15 protein-coding genes are annotated in these 20,054 nt (G+C 70.9%); 8 read left to right on the forward strand and 7 right to left on the reverse strand.

The window, feature by feature from the left end:
• Positions 1–139 precede the first annotated feature (139 nt).
• From ADL25_RS18485 to ADL25_RS18500, 4 genes are all read right to left on the reverse strand, one after another.
• On the reverse strand, positions 140–3,937 hold the full coding sequence (locus tag ADL25_RS18485; RefSeq protein ID WP_059128856.1) for a multifunctional oxoglutarate decarboxylase/oxoglutarate dehydrogenase thiamine pyrophosphate-binding subunit/dihydrolipoyllysine-residue succinyltransferase subunit: 3,798 nt from the start codon (positions 3,935–3,937) through the stop codon (positions 140–142).
• A 282-nt stretch (positions 3,938–4,219) separates the two neighbouring features.
• Complete coding sequence (locus ADL25_RS18490; RefSeq protein WP_059128857.1) at positions 4,220–5,326, reverse strand: HAMP domain-containing sensor histidine kinase; 1,107 nt, start codon at positions 5,324–5,326, stop codon at positions 4,220–4,222.
• Positions 5,323–6,060 (reverse strand): response regulator transcription factor, encoded by a 738-nt coding sequence (locus ADL25_RS18495; RefSeq protein ID WP_059128858.1) that lies wholly within the window; start codon positions 6,058–6,060, stop codon positions 5,323–5,325. Before ADL25_RS18495 ends, ADL25_RS18490 begins: the two co-directional genes overlap by 4 nt.
• A gap of 112 nt (positions 6,061–6,172) precedes the next feature.
• On the reverse strand, positions 6,173–6,856 hold the full coding sequence (locus ADL25_RS18500) for a spermidine synthase (RefSeq protein ID WP_059128911.1): 684 nt from the start codon (positions 6,854–6,856) through the stop codon (positions 6,173–6,175).
• Between the two features lie 261 nt (positions 6,857–7,117).
• On the opposite strand from ADL25_RS18500, the gene ADL25_RS18505 reads away from it, so the two are divergent.
• Positions 7,118–7,954, forward strand: a complete 837-nt coding sequence (locus ADL25_RS18505; RefSeq protein WP_079050445.1) for a rhomboid-like protein — start codon at positions 7,118–7,120, stop codon at positions 7,952–7,954.
• Here ADL25_RS18505 and ADL25_RS18510 read toward each other — a convergent pair.
• Entirely contained in the window at positions 7,927–8,706 is a 780-nt protein-coding gene (locus tag ADL25_RS18510; protein WP_416070677.1) for a GNAT family N-acetyltransferase, read from the reverse strand. The genes ADL25_RS18505 and ADL25_RS18510 overlap by 28 nt on opposite strands.
• Before the next feature lie 338 nt (positions 8,707–9,044).
• Between ADL25_RS18510 and lon the strand changes: the two genes are divergently transcribed.
• A complete protein-coding gene (gene lon, locus ADL25_RS18515; RefSeq protein ID WP_059128860.1) occupies positions 9,045–11,462 on the forward strand; it encodes an endopeptidase La in 2,418 nt (805 codons plus the stop codon).
• A 98-nt stretch (positions 11,463–11,560) separates the two neighbouring features.
• Here the strand turns inward: lon and ADL25_RS18520 are convergent, their stop codons facing one another.
• Positions 11,561–12,379 (reverse strand): lysozyme, encoded by an 819-nt coding sequence (locus ADL25_RS18520; RefSeq protein ID WP_059128861.1) that lies wholly within the window; start codon positions 12,377–12,379, stop codon positions 11,561–11,563.
• Positions 12,380–12,657: 278 nt separating this feature from the next.
• On the opposite strand from ADL25_RS18520, the gene ADL25_RS18525 reads away from it, so the two are divergent.
• Positions 12,658–13,164 (forward strand): MarR family winged helix-turn-helix transcriptional regulator, encoded by a 507-nt coding sequence (locus ADL25_RS18525; protein ID WP_059128862.1) that lies wholly within the window; start codon positions 12,658–12,660, stop codon positions 13,162–13,164.
• An 18-nt stretch (positions 13,165–13,182) separates the two neighbouring features.
• On the opposite strand, the gene ADL25_RS18530 is transcribed toward ADL25_RS18525, so the two are convergent.
• Positions 13,183–13,971: a protein phosphatase 2C domain-containing protein gene (locus ADL25_RS18530; RefSeq protein WP_059128863.1), complete on the reverse strand. Its 789-nt coding sequence runs from the start codon at positions 13,969–13,971 to the stop codon at positions 13,183–13,185.
• 359 nt (positions 13,972–14,330) lie between these two features.
• On the opposite strand from ADL25_RS18530, the gene ADL25_RS18535 reads away from it, so the two are divergent.
• From ADL25_RS18535 to ADL25_RS18555, 5 genes are read left to right on the forward strand one after another with little or no spacing between them, the layout of a single operon-like run.
• On the forward strand, positions 14,331–17,258 hold the full coding sequence (locus ADL25_RS18535) for a nitrate- and nitrite sensing domain-containing protein (RefSeq protein ID WP_079050446.1): 2,928 nt from the start codon (positions 14,331–14,333) through the stop codon (positions 17,256–17,258).
• Positions 17,255–17,758, forward strand: coding sequence for a roadblock/LC7 domain-containing protein (locus tag ADL25_RS18540; protein WP_059128864.1), 504 nt, complete (start codon positions 17,255–17,257; stop codon positions 17,756–17,758). Before ADL25_RS18535 ends, ADL25_RS18540 begins: the two co-directional genes overlap by 4 nt.
• Positions 17,755–18,159: a DUF742 domain-containing protein gene (locus ADL25_RS18545; RefSeq protein WP_059128865.1), complete on the forward strand. Its 405-nt coding sequence runs from the start codon at positions 17,755–17,757 to the stop codon at positions 18,157–18,159. The genes ADL25_RS18540 and ADL25_RS18545 overlap by 4 nt, the downstream gene beginning before the upstream one ends.
• Positions 18,140–18,787, forward strand: coding sequence for a GTP-binding protein (locus tag ADL25_RS18550; protein WP_059128866.1), 648 nt, complete (start codon positions 18,140–18,142; stop codon positions 18,785–18,787). Before ADL25_RS18545 ends, ADL25_RS18550 begins: the two co-directional genes overlap by 20 nt.
• Positions 18,788–18,800: 13 nt before the next feature.
• Positions 18,801–20,036 (forward strand): styrene monooxygenase/indole monooxygenase family protein, encoded by a 1,236-nt coding sequence (locus ADL25_RS18555; RefSeq protein ID WP_059128867.1) that lies wholly within the window; start codon positions 18,801–18,803, stop codon positions 20,034–20,036.
• The last annotated feature ends 18 nt before the right edge of the window (positions 20,037–20,054 follow it).

A 20,054-nucleotide genomic window follows, 5' to 3' on the forward strand; every position in this document is an offset into this window, starting at 1 on the left:
CCCGGTCCTCTCGGCCCGCAGAGACTTCGAGCCCCGGACAACCTGAACCCCGCGACCGGTCCGGTATGACGAAGGGCCCGGTCCCGGGGAGTGATCCCGGGGCCGGGCCCTGTCGTCAGTCCGAGGCGTGCTCAGTGGCTCACGCCTCGAAGACCTCGCGTACCAGCTGCTCCTGCTCGGCCTGGTGGCGCTTGGCCGAGCCCACGGCGGGGGACGAGCTGTGCGGGCGCGAGATGCGGCGCAGGCGCTCGCCGGCGGGGATGTCCGCGCCGACCGCCAGGTCGAGGTGGTCGATGAGGTTCAGGGCGATGAACGGCCAGGCGCCCTGGTTCGCCGGCTCCTCCTGGACCCACAGGTACTTCTCGGTGTTCGGGTACTTCTTGATCTCGGCCTGGAGCTCGGCACCCGGCAGGGGGTACAGGCGCTCGAGGCGGATGATCGCCGTGTCCGTCACACCGCGCTTCTGACGCTCCGCCTCGAGGTCGTAGTAGACCTTGCCCGAGGTGAAAACGACCTTGCGGACCGCGGCCGGGTCGACCGAGCTGTCGCCGATGACCGGGCGGAAGTGGCCCGACGTGAACTCCTCCGCCTTCGACGCGGCGGCCTTGAGGCGCAGCATCGACTTCGGGGTGAAGACCACCAGCGGCTTGTGGTGCGGGTTGTGCACCTGCCACCGCAGGAGGTGGAAGTAGTTCGAGGGCAGGGTCGGCATCGCGACCGTCATGTTGTTCTGAGCGCAGAGCTGCAGGAACCGCTCCGGGCGGGCCGAGGAGTGGTCCGGGCCCTGGCCCTCGTAGCCGTGGGGGAGCAGGAGCGTGACGCCCGACGTCTGGCCCCACTTCTGCTCCGCGGCCGAGATGTACTCGTCGACGACGCTCTGGGCGCCGTTGACGAAGTCGCCGAACTGCGCCTCCCACATCACGAGCGCGTTCGGGCGGGCGAGCGAGTAGCCGTACTCGAAGCCCATGACCGCGTACTCGGACAGGAGGGAGTCGTAGACGTTGTAGCGCGCCTGGTCCTCCGACAGGTACTGCAGCGGGGTGTAGTCCTCGCCCGTCGCGCGGTCGATCAGTACCGCGTGGCGCTGGCCGAAGGTGCCGCGGCGGGAGTCCTGGCCGGAGAGGCGGACCGGCGTGCCCTCGAGGAGCAGCGAGCCGATGGCCAGGGTCTCGCCCATGCCCCAGTCGATCGTGCCGTCCTCGACCATGGCCGCCCGGCGCTGCAGCTGCGGCAGCAGACGAGGGTGGACGGTGAAGTGATCGGGGATGTTGACCTGGGACTCGGCGATGCGCTTGACGACCTCGGCGGACACGGCCGTGTCGACCTGCACCGGGAAGCCGTCCTGCGGCTCCTGCGACGGGGCCGCGGCCGGCTGCGAGGTGGCCTCGCGGACCTCGGTGAAGACCTTCTCGAGCTGCCCCTGGTAGTCCTGCAGCGCCTGTTCGGCCTCTTCCAGCGTGATGTCGCCCCGGCCGATCAGCGACTCGGTGTACAGCTTGCGCACCGAGCGCTTCTTGTCGATCAGGTCGTACATCAGCGGCTGGGTGAACGCCGGGTTGTCCGACTCGTTGTGCCCGCGGCGGCGGTAGCAGATGAGGTCGATCACCACGTCCTTGTTGAACGCCTGGCGGAACTCGAAGGCCAGACGCGCGACGCGCACGACCGCCTCCGGGTCGTCGCCGTTCACGTGGAAGATCGGGGCCTCGATCATGCGGGCCACGTCCGTCGCGTACATGGACGAGCGGGAGGACTCGGGGGCCGCGGTGAAGCCGACCTGGTTGTTGATGACGATGTGGACCGTGCCGCCCGTGCGGTAGCCGCGCAGCTGCGACATGTTCAGGGTCTCGGCCACCACGCCCTGGCCCGCGAAGGCCGCGTCGCCGTGGATGGCCACCGGCAGGACCGTGAAGTCCGTGCCGCCCTTGTTGATGATGTCCTGCTTGGCCCGGGTGATGCCCTCGATGACCGGGTCGACCGTCTCCAGGTGGGACGGGTTGGCGGCGAGGGAGACCTTGATCTGCTCGCCGTCCAGGCCGGTGAAGGTGCCCTGGGCGCCCAGGTGGTACTTCACGTCGCCGGAGCCGTGCATCGACTTCGGGTCGAGGTTGCCCTCGAACTCGCGGAAGATCTGGGCGTAGGACTTGCCGACGATGTTCGCGAGGACGTTCAGGCGGCCGCGGTGGGCCATGCCGATGACGACCTCGTCCAGACGGGACTCGGCCGCGCTGTCGATCACCGCGTCGAGCAGCGGGATGACCGATTCGCCGCCCTCCAGGGAGAAGCGCTTCTGGCCGACGTACTTGGTCTGCAGGAAGGTCTCGAAGGCCTCCGCCGCGTTCAGGCGGCGCAGGATGCGCAGCTGCTCCTCGCGCTCCGGCTTGGTGTGCGGGCGCTCCACACGGTCCTGGATCCACTTGCGCTGCTTGGGGTCCTGGATGTGCATGTACTCGATGCCGGTGGTGCGGCAGTACGAGTCGCGCAGCACGCCGAGGATGTCGCGCAGCTTCATCATCGACTTGCCGGCGAAGCCGCCGACGGCGAACTCGCGCTCCAGGTCCCACAGGGTGAGGCCGTGCTCGACGATGTCCAGGTCGGGGTGCTTGCGCTGGCGGTACTCCAGCGGGTCGGTGTCGGCCATGACGTGGCCGCGGACCCGGTAGGAGTGGATCAGCTCGAAGACGCGGGCGGCCTTGGTGACGTCGTCGTCGTGCGAGGCGTCGATGTCCTTGAGCCAGCGGACCGGCTCGTAGGGGATGCGCAGGGCCTCGAAGATCTCGTCGAAGAAGCCGTTCTCGCCGAGCAGCAGGTTGGCGACGACGCGCAGGAACTCGCCGGAGGCGGCGCCCTGGATCACCCGGTGGTCGTAGGTCGACGTGAGCGTCATGACCTTGGAGACGCCGAGCTTGTTCAGGGTGTCCTGGGAGGTGCCCTGGAATTCCGCCGGGTAGTCCATGGAGCCGACACCCATGATCACCGACTGGCCGGGCATCAGGCGCGGCACGGAGTGGACCGTGCCGAGGCCGCCGGGGTTGGTGAGCGAGACCGTGACGCCGGAGAAGTCCTCCATCGTCAGCTTGCCGTCGCGGGCGCGGCGGACGATGTCCTCGTAGGCCTGCCAGAACTCGAAGAAGTTCAGGGTCTCGGCCTTCTTGATCGCCGCGACGACGAGCTGGCGGTCGCCGTTCGGCTTGACCAGGTCGATGGCGAGGCCGAGGTTGACGTGCTCCGGCTTGACGAGGGTCGGCTTGCCGTCCTTCTCCGCGAAGGACCAGTTCATCGACGGCATGGCCTTGATGGCCTGGACCATCGCGTAGCCGATCAGGTGCGTGAAGGAGATCTTCCCGCCCCGGGCGCGCTTGAGGTGGTTGTTGATGACGATGCGGTTGTCGAAGAGCAGCTTCACCGGGACCGCGCGCACGGACGTGGCCGTGGGCATCTCCAGCGACGCGCTCATGTTCTTCGCGACGGCGGCGGAGGGGCCGCGCAGGGTCACCAGCTCGGGACCCTCGGGCGCCTGCGCCACAGGCTCGTCCTTCTTCGGCTTGACGGCCGCCGCGGCGGGCTTCGCGGCGGCGGGAGCCGCCGGCTTCGCCGGGGCGGGCGCGACGGCCGGCTGCGCGGGCGCGGCGGCCGGAGCGGCCGGGGCCTGCGGCGCAGCCGGCGCGGCAGCCGGCGCGGCAGGCGCGGCCTGGGTGGCCGTGGTGGTGCCCGCGGCCCCCGCGGCCGCGGTACCCGCCGTAGCCGTGGAGGCGGCCGCCCCCGGCTTGTAGTCGGCGAAGAAGTCCCACCAGGCACGGTCTACCGAATTCGGGTCCTGGAGGTACTGCTGATAGATCTCGTCGACGAGCCACTCGTTGGGACCGAACGCAGCAGCGGGGTTCTTCCCGGCTTGGTCGTCGGTCGAGATGCTCGAGTTACTGGGGGACTGTGGCGACACGGCGGCAACCGCCCTCTTCCGCTTCACATGGTGATTGGACAGCGGGAATAAAGGCTACGCCTCCCCGGCCGTGAAGGTCAGGTCGAGCCGGTTCATCGTCGCGTAAGTCACATCGGAAAGCGTGTTTCGGCGCTGCAATTGGCGGGAAACAAGCGGGGTTCCGGTTAGACGCGGGTGCGACGACCCCGGCCCGGCGCGGGGCATGCGCGGGCCTGTGCCTGATCACACGTGTCCATCAACGGAGACGGACATGGATCTTGGCGCTCCGCGTCGAACTTTACGTCAACTTGGGGAAGAGGTCTCTCCCGGAAGGGTGATCTGGATCCGGCAGCCCCGAGAGGATTCGGCCACGCCGATCCGGCCGCCGTGCAGATCCACCGCCCAGCGCGCGATGGCGAGGCCCAAACCCGTGCCGCCGTCGCTGCCCGGCCCGTGCGGCCGGCTCACCGCACCGCGGTTGAAGCGCTCGAAGACCCGGTGCCACTCCGACCGCGGTATGCCGGGCCCTTCGTCCAGTACCTCGAGCTCGAGCGACTCGGGCTGCGGTCCGCGCCGGGCCTTCACCGTGACCCGGCCGTGCGGCGGGCTGTGCTTGACCGCGTTGTCGATCAGGTTGGCGACGACCTGGTGGATGCGCTCCGGGTCGGCGTGCGCGGTCAGCTCCGGCGGGGAGACGTCGAGGTGCAGATGGACGTCCGTCCTCGTGTGGCTGCCGGAGCCCGAGCCGATGCCCGCGCGCGCGGAGGACACCATCTGGGCCTCCTTGAGGACGCCGGACAGATACGGCCAGACCTCGAAGCGGCGCTTCTTCAGCGGGACCACGCCGTTGTCCAGACGGGAGAGGTCCAGCAGCGTCTCCACCAGGCGCCCGAGCCGCTCCGTCTGCCTCAGCGCCGTGCGCATCGTCTCCGGATCGGCGGCCGATATGCCGTCCACGATGTTCTCCAGGACCGCGCGCAGACCCGCGATGGGCGTGCGCAGCTCGTGCGAGACATTCGCCACGAGTTCCTTGCGCTGACGGTCCTGGGCCTCCAGCTCGTCGGCCATCAGGTTGATCGTGTGGGCCAGGTCGCCCAGCTCGTCCCGGCGGGTGTCGCGCACCCGGCGGGTGTAGTCCCCGTTCGAGATGGACCGGGCCACGGTGTTCATCTCGTCCAGCGGAGCGGTGAGCGAATGGGCCACGAACTGGGTGATCAGAAGTGTGGCGATCATCGAGAACACCGTGATGAAACGCAGCTCGGTCTCGGTGCGCACCGCGATCATCAACAGACCCGTGGTGATCAGTACCGAGATCACGACCAGCGCGCCCAGCTTGGTCTTGATCGAGAACGGACGTACGCCGCCCCAGGGCTCCCCGGGGCCTCTTCGTGACGCCGGCCCGCCGCTCATGGCGTGGGGGTCTCCAGCGCGTAGCCGACACCGTGGACGGTACGGATGCGCTCCGCGCCGATCTTCCGGCGCAGGGCCTTGATGTGGCTGTCCACGGTGCGGGTGCCGGACGCGTCGGCCCAGTCCCACACCTCGGCGAGCAGCTGCTCGCGCGAGAGCACGGCGCGCGGCGTGTTCGCCAGGCACACGAGCAGGTCGAACTCGGTCGGCGTGAGGTGGACGTCCTCGCTGCGCACCCGGACCCGCCGCTGAGCGTGGTCGATCTCCAGTTCGCCGAGGCGCAGGATGCCGCTGCGCGGTGTGGTGGCCGCCAGCGCGGCCCGCTCGACCCTGCGCAGCAGGACGTGCACGCGCGCCGCCAGCTCACGCATCGAGAACGGCTTGGTCATGTAGTCGTCGGCGCCGACGCCGAGCCCGACCAGCATGTCCGTCTCGTCGTCGCGCGCGGTGAGCATCAGGACCGGCACCGGGCGCTGCGCCTGCACTCGACGGCACACCTCCAGGCCGTCGAAGCCCGGCAGCATGATGTCGAGGATCAGCAGGTCGGGCTGCCATGCCTCGGCCGTGTCGACCGCCGCCGGGCCGTCGCCGGCGGTTTGCACGAGGAATCCCTCGGCGCGCAAGCGGGCGGCGATGGCGTCGACGATCGTAGGGTCGTCCTCGACCACCAGAACCCGGCGCTGAGCGCCCGGGTTCGCCGTCGTGCCGTTGTGCGAGGTGTGTGTCTGCTCCATCGCCCGCCCCTGGGGTTGCTTTCCGGAATCCGTGGGGTGATCCCATGACTGCGTTTGACGCTTGAATGATCCGCGTCAGGGATGCAGCGTACGGGGAGTTACCGCCGGTCGGCTATCCAGGTCTGACAGCGATATGCACGACGTCGGGAACGCCCCGGGCAACCCGGACCTCTTCGGTACGCACCCGCTGGAACCCGGCATTCCAGAGGGATCCTTCAAATTCCGGAGAGGGTTGCGCCGACCATACCGCGAGCACCCCGCCGGGCCTCAACAGCCGTGCGCAGCCTGCCAGTCCGGCGGCCGAGTACAGGCCGTGATTGTCCTCGGTGACCGTCCAGTCGGGGCCGTTGTCGATGTCGAGGCACAGGGCGTCGTACGTGTCCGATGTCTCATCGACGTAAGCAAGCAGGTCGGCCTCGACGATGCGGGTGCGCGGATCGGCGAGCGCCTTCTCGGTCAGCGCGGACAGCGGGCCGTCGAGATGCCAGTCGATGACGGCGCGCTCCCGTTCGACGACGGTGATCGCTCCCCAGCGCGGGTCCGCCGCGGCGTGTGCGAGCGAGAAGCCGACGCCGAGTCCGCCGATCAGCACACGCGGTCCGGGGCGGCCGTCCAGCGCGCCGTACGCGGCGTCGACGAGCAGCCGTTCCGAGCGCCCGTCGGAGGTGTCCATGAGGAAGCAGCCGTTGGCGATGATCTGCAGCAGTTCGCCGTGGCGCCGCAGCACGACCTCGCCGTGCGGACCCTCGCGCCGGTCCAGGACTTCCGGGGTGTCGTGGGTGTCGTACGAATGCATGAGCCACATTCTGGTGACCCGCGGCGGCGCGGACGACGGGTTTTCGGGGAGCGGCACGCCGGAAGAGGGCGGACGGGCCGGTCGCCGCGACGCCGCGGGGGCGCCGGACACGTCCGCAGCGGTCGAACGCCCGTTTGTGCGCTCGCCCCGGATGTGCGAATCGCGTGGGAAGTCGCTGAGAATCGCGTCGCGTGCGGCGTCGGTCATGGACAGCGGCCCGTGGGGCGCCAAGGGTGGTGTGCGACGGAAGGAGCCCGCACCTTGGAACCCACGGTCTCGCCGGCTGACGTCCCGGCCACGGCCCCGGGGACGGGTGCGCCGCTTCTGGAGGGCATGCCGCGCCAGCGTACGGCGCGGCCGCGCGGCGCCGTGACCTGGCCCGCGCCGAGTGCCGATCCCACGGCGGGCCCGCGCCCCCTGCTGCTCCTGCCGACGCCGACGGGCACGCCCTTCACCTTCGGATACGCCGCCGTCCTGCTGGGGACGTCGCTGTTCGCCGAGTACGCCGACCCGTCGCTGGTCCACTCCCTTTATCAGCACTCCAGCACCGACGTCGCCCATCTGGTGCGGGCGCCGGTGCCGGTGCTGGTGGCGAGCGCGCTGTGGATCGCGGGCGGGCTGACCTCGTCGTACGCGCTCGTCTTCCTCCTGGTGCTGACGGCGCTGGAGCGGCGCACCGGCGGAATGTGCACGGCGGCCGTCTTTCTGATCGGCCATGTGCTCGCCACGCTCGCGACCGAGATCCCGGTCGGTCTGACGGTGCTCGCGGGTGGCCTGCCCGACAGCTCCCTGCACCGGCTCGACTACGGCATCAGCTTCGGTGTCGCCGCGAGCCTCGGCGCACTGACGGGACTGCTCGGGCCGTGGCCGCGGTGGACGGTGCTCGTCGTGTCCGGCGCGGTGGTGCTCCACGATCTGGCCGCGTTCGCGGACCCGCTGAGCGACTGGGGCCATCTGCTGGCGCTGGCCGTCGGCATCGCGATCTGGCCGGCCGTACGCCGAAGGGCCCGGGGCCGGTCCCTCCGAGGCGGCGGCCGGGTGGGCACGGTCACCGCCCCCGCCGTGCGCGGTCAGGATCCGGGCGGCGTCCACACATAGGGCGTCGTGGTGGTCACCGCACGGAAGCCCAGACGGAGCAGGACGGGGGCGCTGTCGTCGGAAGCGTCGACATGGAGGTAGCGCACGCCCCGGTCGGCGGCGAGGCGGGCGCGGACCGCGACGAGGGCACGGTAGATGCCCTTGCCCCGCCAGTCGGCCAGCGTCGAGCCGCCCCACAGACCGGCGAACTCCGTTCCGCGGCGGAAGACGAGCCAGGCCGCCGAGACGACCTCCCCGTCCGCCTCCGCCACATGGATCGCGATCTCGTCGGGGGCGGCCGCGACCCGCCCGATCAGATCGTCCGCGAGCCGGCTCCAGTCCTCGCCCCAGACGGCCGACTTCATCGCGGCGATGCGCCGCATGTCCGTGTCGGCTGTGACCCGCCGCACTGCGACGCCCCGTGGGAGGGCGGGCTGCCGCGCGGCCATCTCCTCGGTGCGTCCGATGAGCACCGTCTCCCGGTCCTCGGGCACGAACCCCGCGGCGCACAGCCGGTCGACGAGGTCGGCCGGGATGTCGTGCCCGCGCGTCTTCCACTCCAGCGCCTCGCCGCGCCCGGCGAAGTAGTCGCGTTGCCGGGCGATCAGCCGGTCCAGCTCCGCCCCGCGCACCTCGAGGTCGCGCGGCCCGCTGACCAGGCCCCGATGCTGACCGACGATCCGCAGCAGCGGTCCGTCGTGCTCGTGGACGACACCCACCACAGGGGTGGGCGGGGCGCCGCGCATCTGGTCGTCGTACGCGGCGAGCAGCATCTCCGTGTCTGTCACGGGGAGGCCGTAAGGCGGGCCGAGGGTGCCGGGGCAACTGCTTGCCGTCTCGGGAACGTCCGCGGGTGACCGGGCGGCCCGGCGGCGGTCGTGTGAGGCCCCGAGGGCCGGGAAGCCCTGTCGCCCCCCGGGCGTTGCAGCGGAGGGACGCCGCCGCGGACAGCGAACGCCCGGGGCCGTGGCCGGTGTGCCGCACCCCCGTCGACGTGCCGTTCACGGAGTCGGCAGACGCGATCGCTCACAGCGAACGCCTTCGGGGGAACAATCGGATCCTCTCGAGCATTGAGTCCGCATAGCTCAACTTGACTGCCGAAGGGGAGATCATGGCTTCGACGTCCACACCGCTCACCCTGCCCGTGTTGCCGCTCGACGGTGAGGTCGTGCTGCCCGGGATGGTGGTTCCGCTGGACCTGAGCGATTCCGAGGTACGCGCGGCCGTGGAGGCCGCGCAGGCCGCTGCCCGGTCCGAGCCCGGGAAGCCCAGGGTCCTGCTGGTGCCGCGCATCGACGGGACGTACGCGAACACCGGTGTGCTCGGCACCGTCGAGCAGGTCGGCCGGCTGGCCGACGGTGACCCGGGCGCACTGATCCGCGGCCGCGGCCGTGTGAGGATCGGCGCCGGAACCACCGGCCCGGGCGGGGCGCTGTGGGTCGAGGGGACGCGGATCGACGAGAACGCGCCCGACCCGCTGCCGGGACATGCGACCGAACTGATCAAGGAATACAAGGCCCTTGCCACGACCTGGCTGAAGAAGCGTGGCGCCTGGCAGGTCGTGGACCGTGTCGAGGCGATCGACGACGTCTCAGCGCTCGCCGACAACTCGGGCTACTCGCCCTTCCTGACCGTCGAACAGAAGGTGGAGCTGCTGGAGACCGTCGACCCGGTCGCCCGGCTGAAGCTCGCCGTACAGCAACTTCGCGACCACCTCGCCGAACAGGATGTCGCGGAGTCCATCGCCAAGGACGTCCAGGAGGGCGTCGACAAGCAGCAGCGCGAGTTCCTGCTGCGCCGCCAGCTGGAGGCCGTGCGCAAGGAGCTGCGCGAACTCAACGGCGAGGCCGGGGAAGGCGAGGAGACCGACGACTACCGGGCCCGTGTCGAGGCCGCCGACCTGCCGGAGAAGGTCCGTGAGGCCGCTCTGAAGGAGGTCGACAAGCTGGAGCGGTCGAGCGACCAGTCGCCCGAGGGGTCGTGGATCCGGACCTGGCTGGACACCGTGCTCGAACTGCCGTGGAACGAGCGCACCGAGGACGAGTACGACATCCGCGGCGCAAAGACCGTCCTGGACGCCGAGCACGCGGGCCTGGAGGACGTGAAGGAGCGCATCACCGAGTACCTGGCGGTGCGCAAGCGGCGCGCCGACCGGGGTCTGGGAGTCGTCGGCGGACGGCGCGGAGGCGCCGTTCTCGCCCTCGTCGGTCCGCCCGGTGTGGGCAAGACGAGCCTCGGCGAGTCGGTCGCGCACGCCATGGGGCGCAAGTTCGTGCGGGTCGCGCTCGGCGGCGTGCGCGACGAGGCGGAGATCCGCGGTCACCGGCGCACCTATGTGGGCGCCCTGCCGGGCCGCATCGTGCGCGCCATCAAGGAGGCCGGTTCGATGAACCCGGTCGTCCTGCTCGACGAGATCGACAAGGTGGGCTCGGACTTCCGGGGCGACCCGGCCGCCGCTCTGCTCGAGGTCCTGGACCCCGCGCAGAACCACACCTTCCGCGACCACTACCTCGAGGTCGAACTCGACCTGTCCGACGTGGTGTTCCTCGCGACGGCGAATGTCCTCGAAGCCATCCCGGAGGCCCTGCTCGACCGTATGGAGCTGGTCCGCCTGGACGGCTACACCGAGGACGAGAAGGTCGTGATCGCCCGCGACCACCTGCTCCCGCGCCAGCTGGAGCGGGCGGGTCTGCACAAGGACGAGGTCACGCTCGACGAGGGCGCCCTGCGCAAGCTCGCCGGCGAGTACACCAGGGAGGCGGGCGTCCGTAACCTGGAGCGCTCGATCGCCCGACTGCTGCGCAAGGTCGCGGCCCGGCACGAACTGGACGAGACGGAACTCCCGCTCACCGTCCGGGACGAGGACCTGCGTGCCCTGATCGGGCGTCCGCACCACGTGCCCGAGTCCGCCCAGGACCCGGCCGAGCGGCGGACGGCCGTCCCCGGTGTGGCGACCGGACTCGCGGTCACCGGCGCCGGCGGAGACGTCCTGTACGTGGAGGCGTCGCTCGCCGACCCGGAGACGGGCGCGGCGGGCCTGACCCTGACCGGTCAGCTCGGCGACGTGATGAAGGAGTCGGCGCAGATCGCGCTGAGCTTCCTGCGCTCCCACGGCGCCGAACTGGAACTGCCGGTCGGCGATCTGAAGGACCGGGGTGTGCACATCCACTTCCCGGCGGGCGCGGTCCCCAAGGACGGCCCGAGCGCGGGCGTCACGATGACGACCGCACTGGCCTCGCTGCTGTCCGGCCGCCTGGTGCGTACGGACGTGGCGATGACCGGCGAGGTCTCGCTGACCGGCCGTGTGCTGCCCATCGGCGGGGTGAAGCAGAAGCTGCTCGCCGCGCACCGGGCCGGGGTGAGCACCGTCGTCATCCCCAAGCGCAACGAGCCCGACCTGGACGACGTCCCGGCCGAGGTGCTGGAGAAGCTGGACGTCCATGCCGTCACCGACGTCCGCCAGGTGCTGGAGCTGGCGCTCGCGCCGGCCACCAACGGCGCTGCGCCGGAGGTGCCGGTGGCGGCGTGACGCCGCGGACTCCGGTGGCGGCGTGACGGACGCCATCGGACGACGCGAAGGCCCGGGTCCCGTGCGGGAGTCCGGGCCTTCGCCGTGCCGTGGGGGACTCAGCCGTTGGCGAGCGCCTGCACCCGGTCCAGGGCCCCGTTGAACTTGTCGTGGTCCCCGACCGTCGGGCCGGACGAGGTGTACTGCCACATCGTGTAGTAGCCCCAGCCGGCCGGGAGCGTGCCCGGGGCGGAGGCGTACCGCGCGATCCACAGCGGGTTGGCGGCGGCGAAGCCGCCGTAGTTGCCGGTGCACTGCGTCCACCAGCTGGTGGCCGTGTAGATGACGGCGTCCCGGCCGGTGCGCGCCTTGTAGGTGTTCAGGAAGTCGGCGATCCAGCTGACCATCGCGCTCGCCGACTTGCCGTAGCAGGCGTCGCCGTACGGGTTCCACTCGATGTCGAGCGTGCCCGGCAGCGTCCTGCCGTCCCGTGACCAGCCGCCGCCGTGGTCGACGAAGTAGTTGGCCTGGGTGGCGCCGCTCGTGGTGTCCGGGGTGGCGAAGTGGTAGGCGCCGCGGATCATGCCGACGCCGTACGAACCGTTGTACTGCTGGGCGAAGTAGGGGTTCGTGTAGTACGTCCCTTCCGTCGCCTTCGTGTAGGCCCAGCGGACGCCGCTGCTCCACAGCGTCGACCAGGCGACATTGCCCTGGTAGCCCGAGACGTCCACGCCTTCGGTCTGGGCGGCGGCGGCGCTGCGGGAGGCGCTGCCCCCGCCGTCGTGCGCCAGGACGCCCATACCCATGTGCGCGGTGCCACGGGCGGGTGTGCCGGCCTCGGCCGGCTGGGTGAACATCAGGGAGAACGCGGCGAGCAGGAGTCCGGCCGCGAACAGGCGGCGCGGGCGTCGGACCGATCCGGATCTGTGCACGAGCATGACGTGCCTCCGAAAGGCTCGGTGGAGCTCGGTGGGGGATGCGCTCGGGCATGCCCTGTGCCGGGGAGTGCGGGGCCGCGGGGCGTCGTCGGCCCGTCGGCGGTGGCGTGGGCATGCCAGGAAGGATCTGGTATGGAAGCTACGCATGCGGGCGCCGGGCTGGGAAGGGGGGCGGAGGACGCCGTTGGTCTACGCCTGCGAAATACTGACGGAGCTGCGGCAATGGCGACGTTTGGCAGAAACTTTCAGGAACGGGAAACCGGGGCAGGGGAGCTGACGTGCACGAGCGCGGAAACGGTGAGGGACGTCCGGTCGAACCCGGTGCGTCGGGAAGCGGTGTGGACCACACCGGTGCGGACCGGGAGTTCCTCTCCCTGGAGCGCGAACTCACGGTGTTCCTGCGGCGGGCCCGGGCCAACCAGGGCGAGATGGCCCGCGAGGTGCACCCGGACCTCGAGCCCGCGGCGTACGGCCTCCTGGTCCGTCTGGACGAGTACGGCCGGCAGCGCGCGACGGAGCTCGCGGCCTATATCGGCGTGGGCAAGGCCACCATGTCCCGTCAGCTGCGGGCCCTGGAGGAACTGGGCCTGGTCGCCCGTGAGCCGGACCCGGCGGACGGCCGGGCGTGGCTGGTCCACCTCACCGAGGAGGGACGCAGCCGTGTCGGCAACGTGCGCGACGCCCGCCGTGCGCGGTACGTGCGGGAGCTGTCCCACTGGGACCGGCGCGAGGTGGCGGAACTGGCCCGTCTGCTCAACCAGTTGAACCGGAGCATGGAGAAGTAGCCCGCGGGGCGGCGTCCCTCACAGCTCCACGTGCACCACCGTCGCGTCGTCGTGCGTCTTGCTGCGGCCCAGATACGCCCGCTCCTCGCGATCGCCGGCCTCCAGCGCCCGTACGCGCTCCACGAGTCCCGCCGCCCCCTCCCTGCGCACCAGCGCCAGCAGATCGGTCCAGTCGCCCCGGCGGAACTTCTCCGTCCAGCGGGTCGCGCCGTCGGTGAGGGCCGTGAGGGCGCGCACCGCCGTGCGCGGCAGTTCGCCGGTGACCGCGCGGGCCGCCACCGACGGGTCCGCCGCCGCGGTGAAGAAGCCCCCCTCCTTGTTGCGGACCGTGGCGTCCGCGATCGCCTCCGTCGCCAGACTGCCGCGCGGGACCCGGGCCAGCCGGTCGTCCAGCAGGCCGGTGACCGTGCCGTCGGTCGTCTCGGCCAGAAGTGCCGAGTCGGAGAGGACCAGATACTCCACCGCGGACGCGGACCAGCGGGCGAGGACCACGGTTGCCTGAGGGGTGCGCGGGTGAGAAAGGTCACAGGTGGCCGCGTGGGAGTCGGCGGTGCGCCGGATCGCGTGGGAAAGGATCTCGGTCAGCGTCAGATCCCGGCGGGAAACGGACAGTTCGGTCAGTGCGCCGCCGAGTCGTGAGCAGAACCAGGGGACGGAATGGAGACAGCCGTCGTCGCCCTGTGGAGGGGTGACCCCGTCGAGAACGACCAGTGCACCGCCCTGACCGGACGCCGGTAGCGCGAGTGCGGCGAAGTCCTCGTTGGAGCGGGCCGGATCGCCGGGCTCGGAAATGAGGTCGGTACGCATTCGGCCAGTCTGCACGAGCCCTTCACAAGGTCCACAGGGGGCTGGCAACGGTTGCCGAATCGGTGCGACCGACCAGGTCAGGCGCCTGGTTTGGCATGGAATGATCGGCTCCGGTGAAGCGTGGTGGCGAATATTGCCAAAGTGAGCCGCCGACGTCCAACCGGCCCGCCGGGGAGATCCTCTGCGGGGGCGCGAGGAACTTGCCCGCCAACTCGTCGCCGATGTTCACTCCTTCGGGTGGCGGGTCAGGCGAAGCAGGACCTCTGTCCACCGGCACTGGGAGGGTCGGAAGCCGTCGTACCGGGTCGACGCCCCAGCTGACGGGCCGTCACCCGAGCCCATGGGTAAACGAGTCAGGAATGCGAGCACCGGTGCAGAAGAAGCGGCCTCGGCGCACAGGCAGGCAGACGACCCCCGAACGGGACACCTCGTCCGACTCCACGGGCAGCGGCCGTCCCGCCCATGTGCGCAATCGGCTTATCGTCGCGGTGGCCGTGGTGGCCGCCGCGATCGCGGCGGCCGGGGCGCCCAGCGTCATCGGCGCGTCCGGCCGGCTCAACGACGCCCAGAATCTGGTGACGCTCGCCGAGCAGACGCAGGACGCCCTCACGCTGGCCCATTCGCTGGCCGACGAGCGCGACGGGGTCACCACGTGGGTGGCCGCCGGACGGCCCAAGTCCGGGGCGCCCGAGGAACAGCAGAGCACCCGGGTCGACCGGGAGATCGAGGATCTGCGGGCCGACCCGGACATTCCGGTGGCGCTCCGCAAGGACCTCGACGACGTGGGCGCCGTGCGGCGGTCGGCGCTCGTCGGGAAGAGCAGCGCGCTCGACGCGCACCAGGCGTACTCCGCGGCCATCACGGAGCTGCACGCCCTCGCCGAGCAGCTGGCCGAGAAGATGTCGTCCCACGGGGGCTCCGGCGCCTACGCACTCGCCCGGCTCGACAGCGCCGTGCAGCAGTCCGCCGCGGCCCGGGGCCTGCTGGTCGCGGCCCTGAACATCCCGCGCACCACCCAGACGGTCATCGACCCGATCACGGGTCTGCCGACCACCACGACGAGTTCCTCGGACGCCGACACCAAGCAGCGGGACGCCCTCACGGCCGCCGCCCAGCAGGCCGCCGTCCGCTCCGACGCCGGCGTCGCCGACTTCCACGACAACGGGACCGAGAAGGCCCGGAACTCCTACGACTCCACGGTCACCGGCCCCGAGGTCACCTCCGCCGAGAAGTACCTCAAGGCGCTCACCGACCAGCCCACCCTCTCCGACGGCGACCTCGGTTTCAGCGCAAAGAAGGTCGAGGCGGCCCTGTCCGCCCGCGTCGACCTGATGCGCGGCGTCGAGTCCTCGCTGTACGAGAACCGCAGCAAGGACCTCGCCCAGCTGCGCGACGACGCCGTCACCGTGCTGGAGATCCGTATCGCGCTGCTCGGCGCGCTCATGCTCGTAGCCGTCGGTATCGCCACGGCCATGGCCCGCAGCCTCACCCGGCCCCTGGCGGTCCTGCGCATCGGCTCGGCCAGGGTGGCCGCGGACCCGGCCGCCGAGGAGCCGGTGAAGTTCACCGGGCGCAACGACGAGTTCGCCCAGGTCGTCCGCTCGGTCAACGCCCTGCACGCGCACGCCGTCGCCCTCCAGGAGCGTCTGACCACCCTGGAGTCCGACCGCAAGCACCTGGTCGGCCAGCGGCAGAGCATGGCCGACGAACGCTCCAAGCTGCGCACCGAGCTCACCGAGGCCTCCGCCCACCTCGAGCAGGTCCGGCACAGCATCCACGGCACCTTCGTCAATCTCGCCCTGCGCACCCTCGGCCTGGTCGAGCGGCAGCTCACGGTCATCGAGGGGCTGGAGGAGCGCGAGCAGGACCCCGAGCGGCTCTCCACGCTCTTCAAGCTCGACCACTTCGCCACGGTGATGCGGCGCCACAGCGAGAACCTCCTCGTCCTGGCCGGCACCGAGCACGTCCAGCAGCACGCCGGGCCCGTGCCGCTCGTGGACGTCGTGCGCGCCGCCGTCAGCGAGATCGAGCGCTACGAGCGGGTCCGGATCGCCGCGCTCCCGCCGCACGCGCACATCGCGGGGTTCGCCGCCGACGACCTCTCGCACCTGGTCGCCGAGCTCCTGGAGAACGCCACCTCGTTCTCGCCGCCCGACGTCCCTGTCGAGGTCTCCGGCTGGCTCCTGGAGAGCGGCGAGGTGATGCTCTCCGTCCAGGACGAGGGCATCGGCATGAGCGGCGAGCGGATGAGCCGGCTCAACGAGCGGCTCGCCGAATTCGAGCCGGACGACGCCTACGACCAGGAGGGCGGGGAGGGCGGCCTCGGGCTCGGCCTGTACGTGGTGGCCCGCCTCGCCCACCGGCACGGCGTCCGCGTCCGGCTGCGCGAGCAGAAGCAGGGCGGTGTCGCGGCGGTCGTCGTCCTGCCCAAGCCCCTGCTGGCCGCGGCCCCGGCGGCCGCGGTGCCCGTCGCGGGCCCCGCGACGGCGGGCGCGCACAACACGTCCCTGCCCGGCGCCGACGCCGAAGCCAACTCGAACGTCCTCAGCAGCCGTGCGCGGATGACGGTCCGGGATCCCGAAGGGGACGAGGACCCGCTGATCGCCGCGGCGGAACAGGCCGTGCGCGAGCGCGAGGAGAGCCCCCTCGCCCAGGAGCCCGCACGGGACCGGCAGGCGCTGCCGCGGCGCGGCGCCGGCGCGGCGGAGGAGCCCGCGCAGGAGGCCGGATCCGTACCGGAGGCCGAGCCCGCGTGGAAGCCCGCCTCGAGCGCGCCCGAGCCGTTCGCGGAGACCGGCCCGGAGACCACGATGGAGCTGCTGCTCCCCTCGCCCAGGGGGGACGAACCGGTGTCCGGCCCCACCGCAGGCATCCCGGCCCAGGCTTCGGCCGACCCGTACGCCATAGGGCCCGACGCCCATGCCCGCGCCGGCGACGAGGGCGAGCCTCGGCACGCTCCGGCACCGCAGGAGTCCCAGGAGCCGCAGGACGATCCCGAGGCGACGCGGGTCACGGCCAAGGGCCTTCCCAAGCGCACCCCGAAGATCTCCGCCCCCGCACCGGCCGCGCGGCAGCGGGCCGGCGGTGTGGACGCCGAGGCGCTGCGCCGCAGGCTCGGCGGTTTCCACCGCGGCGCCAAGGAGGGCTACCGCCACAGCGAGGCGGAGGCCTCCGAGAGGACCGGCGAGACGAGGGAACCGGTGCAACGGCCCACGCACACGGCTGAACCCGGCACGGCACAGGACGTAGAAGCATCGGGGGGCACCGTCGAGGAGGCAAGCAGTTGACCGCGCCCAGTACCTTCGGACTGAGCAGTGAGGCACGCAACCTGCACTGGCTGCTGACGAACCTCGTCGAGGAGGTGCCGGGGCTGCTGTCGGTCGCGGTGGTCTCCTCCGACGGACTGCTCCTGCTCTCCTCCGACCCCGGCCGGAACGAGCAGGCCCGCACGGCGCGGGAGGGCAGGCCCAGCGGCCCCAAGGGGTCCTCGGCCGACCTCGCCACCGTCGTGTCCGGCGTCGGCAGCCTCACCATCGGCGCCGCGAAGCTGATGGACTTCGGCGGCGTCAAGCACACGATGGTCGCGATGGACGAGGGCAGCCTGTTCGTCATGTCGATCAGCGACGGTTCGCTGCTCGGCGTGCACGGCTCCGCGGACTGCGACATGAGCGTGGTGGCCTACCACATGGCGCTCTTCGTGGGCCGTGCCGGACACGTCCTGACCCCCGAACTCCGCAGCGAGCTGCGCAAGTCCTTCGAGGCCGAGTCGGCAGGGAGCGCACGATGAGCAGCACACCGAAGAAGCTTCCCGTGCGCGGCGGCGACCGCAAACCGGCCCGGGTGCGGCCCTATTCGCTGACCGGCGGACGCACCCGTTTCGGGCACGTCCTGCTCGTCGAGACCTTCGTCGCCGCGTTGGACGCCCCGGAGGAACGGCGTGAACTGACCAATGGTTCACTGACCAGCCGGGTGATGCCCGAGATGCGGGCCATCGTCGAACTCTGCCGCCGCATGCGTACGGTGGCGGAGATCGCGGCGCTGCTGAAGATGCCGCTGGGGGTGGTCCGCGTGCTCCTCAGCGATCTCGCGGACCAGGGAAAGATCCGTGTGTACGGAACCGGTCACGGCCCCGGACAGCCTGACCGCGCTCTGCTGGAAAGGGTGCTGAGTGGACTCCGTCGTCTCTGACGCCTCCCCGGGCGTCTCCCCGCTCCTCGACGACGAGGAGCAACTGCAGGCCTGGCAGACGGACCGCACCCGCGCTCCGATCGCCACGAAGATCGTGGTGGCCGGCGGCTTCGGCGTCGGCAAGACCACCCTGGTGAGCACCGTCTCGGAGATCACACCTCTGCAGACGGAGGCGCTGATGACCGAGGCGAGTGAGGAGACCGACGACCTCACCGACACGCCCGAGAAGCTCACCACCACGGTGGCGATGGACTTCGGCCGCATCACGCTCGACGACGACCTGGTGCTCTACCTCTTCGGCACGCCGGGCCAGCAGCGGTTCTGGTTCATGTGGGACGACCTGGTGCGCGGTGCGATCGGTGCGGTGGTCCTGGCGGACACCCGGCGGCTCGCCGACTGCTTCCCGGCTCTGGACTACTTCGAGAGCAGCGGCCTGCCCTACATGGTGGCGGTCAACCATTTCGACGGCAGCGAGCGGTTCGAGCCGGAGGACGTCCGTGAGGCGCTGACGATCCCCGCACGCATACCTGTCATGATCATGGACGCGCGCCGCCGGATCTCGGTGATCGAGACCCTCCTGGCCCTCGTCGGCCACGCGCTCGACGTCACCCCCGAGCAGCCCCGATAGGAGCACCACCCGCATGCGGAAGATACTCGTCGTCGGAGCCGGCCAGTCCGGACTCCAGCTCGCCCTCGGCCTCCAGTCGCACGGGTACGAGGTCACCCTGATGTCCAACCGGACCGCGGACGAGATCCGCTCCGGCCGGGTCATGTCGACGCAGTGCATGTTCCACACGGCTCTGCAGCACGAGCGCGATCTCCAGCTGAACTTCTGGGAGAACCAGGCCCCGAAGATCGAGGGGCTCGGCGTGTCCGTGGCCGGGCCGGAGTCGCAGCGCGTGATCGACTGGGTCGGCAGGCTCGACGGGTACGCCCAGTCCGTCGACCAGCGTGTGAAGATGGCCGGCTGGATGGAGATTTTCGCGCAGCGCGGCGGTCAGCTGGTCATCCACGGCGCAGCGGTCTCCGACCTCGACTACTTCTCGCGCACCTACGACCTGGTGCTGGTGTCGGCCGGCAAGGGCGAGCTGGTGTCGATGTTCGGCCGTGACGCCTCCCGTTCGCCGTACAGCGAGCCGCAGCGGGCCCTCGCGGTCGCGTATGTGCACGGTCTCGGCCCCCGTCCGGAGCACCCGGACTACGACGCGGTCCGCTGCAACCTCGTGCCGGGCGTCGGCGAGCTCTTCGTGATGCCGACCCTGACGAACTCCGGCCGTGCGGACATCCTGTTCTGGGAGGGCATTCCCGGTGGCCCGCTGGACGTCTTCAACGGCGTCAAGGACCCGTCGGAGCACCTGTCCCTGACCCTGGAGCTGATGGAACGCTTCACACCGTGGGAGTACGCGCGGGCCACCAAGGTGGAGCTGACCGACGCGAACGGCACGCTCTCGGGCCGTTACGCGCCCACCGTGCGCAACCCGATCGGCCGGCTGCCCGGCGGCGGACTGGTCCTGGGCGTGGCCGACGTCGTCGTGGCGAACGACCCCATCACGGGCCAGGGCTCCAACTCGGCGTCCAAGTGCGCCGCCGCCTACCTCGCCTCCATCCTCGAGCACGGGGACAAGGAGTTCGACGAGTCCTGGATGCAGCAGACCTTCGACCGCTACTGGGACACGGCCCAGCACGTGACCAAGTGGACCAACGCGATGCTCGGCGTGCCGCCGGAGCACGTCCTCAACCTGATCGGCGCCGCGGGCACCCTGCCGCCGGTCGCCGACCGCTTCGCGAACGGCTTCAACAACCCGGCCGACTTCGAGAACTTCTTCTACGACCCGGAGAAGACGGGGGCGTACCTGGCCTCGGTCGCGGGAGCCTGACGGGCTTGTGACCGGCGG

The organism is Streptomyces sp. NRRL F-5122, from assembly GCF_001507435.1.
Classification (GTDB): domain Bacteria; phylum Actinomycetota; class Actinomycetes; order Streptomycetales; family Streptomycetaceae; genus Streptomyces; species Streptomyces lannensis.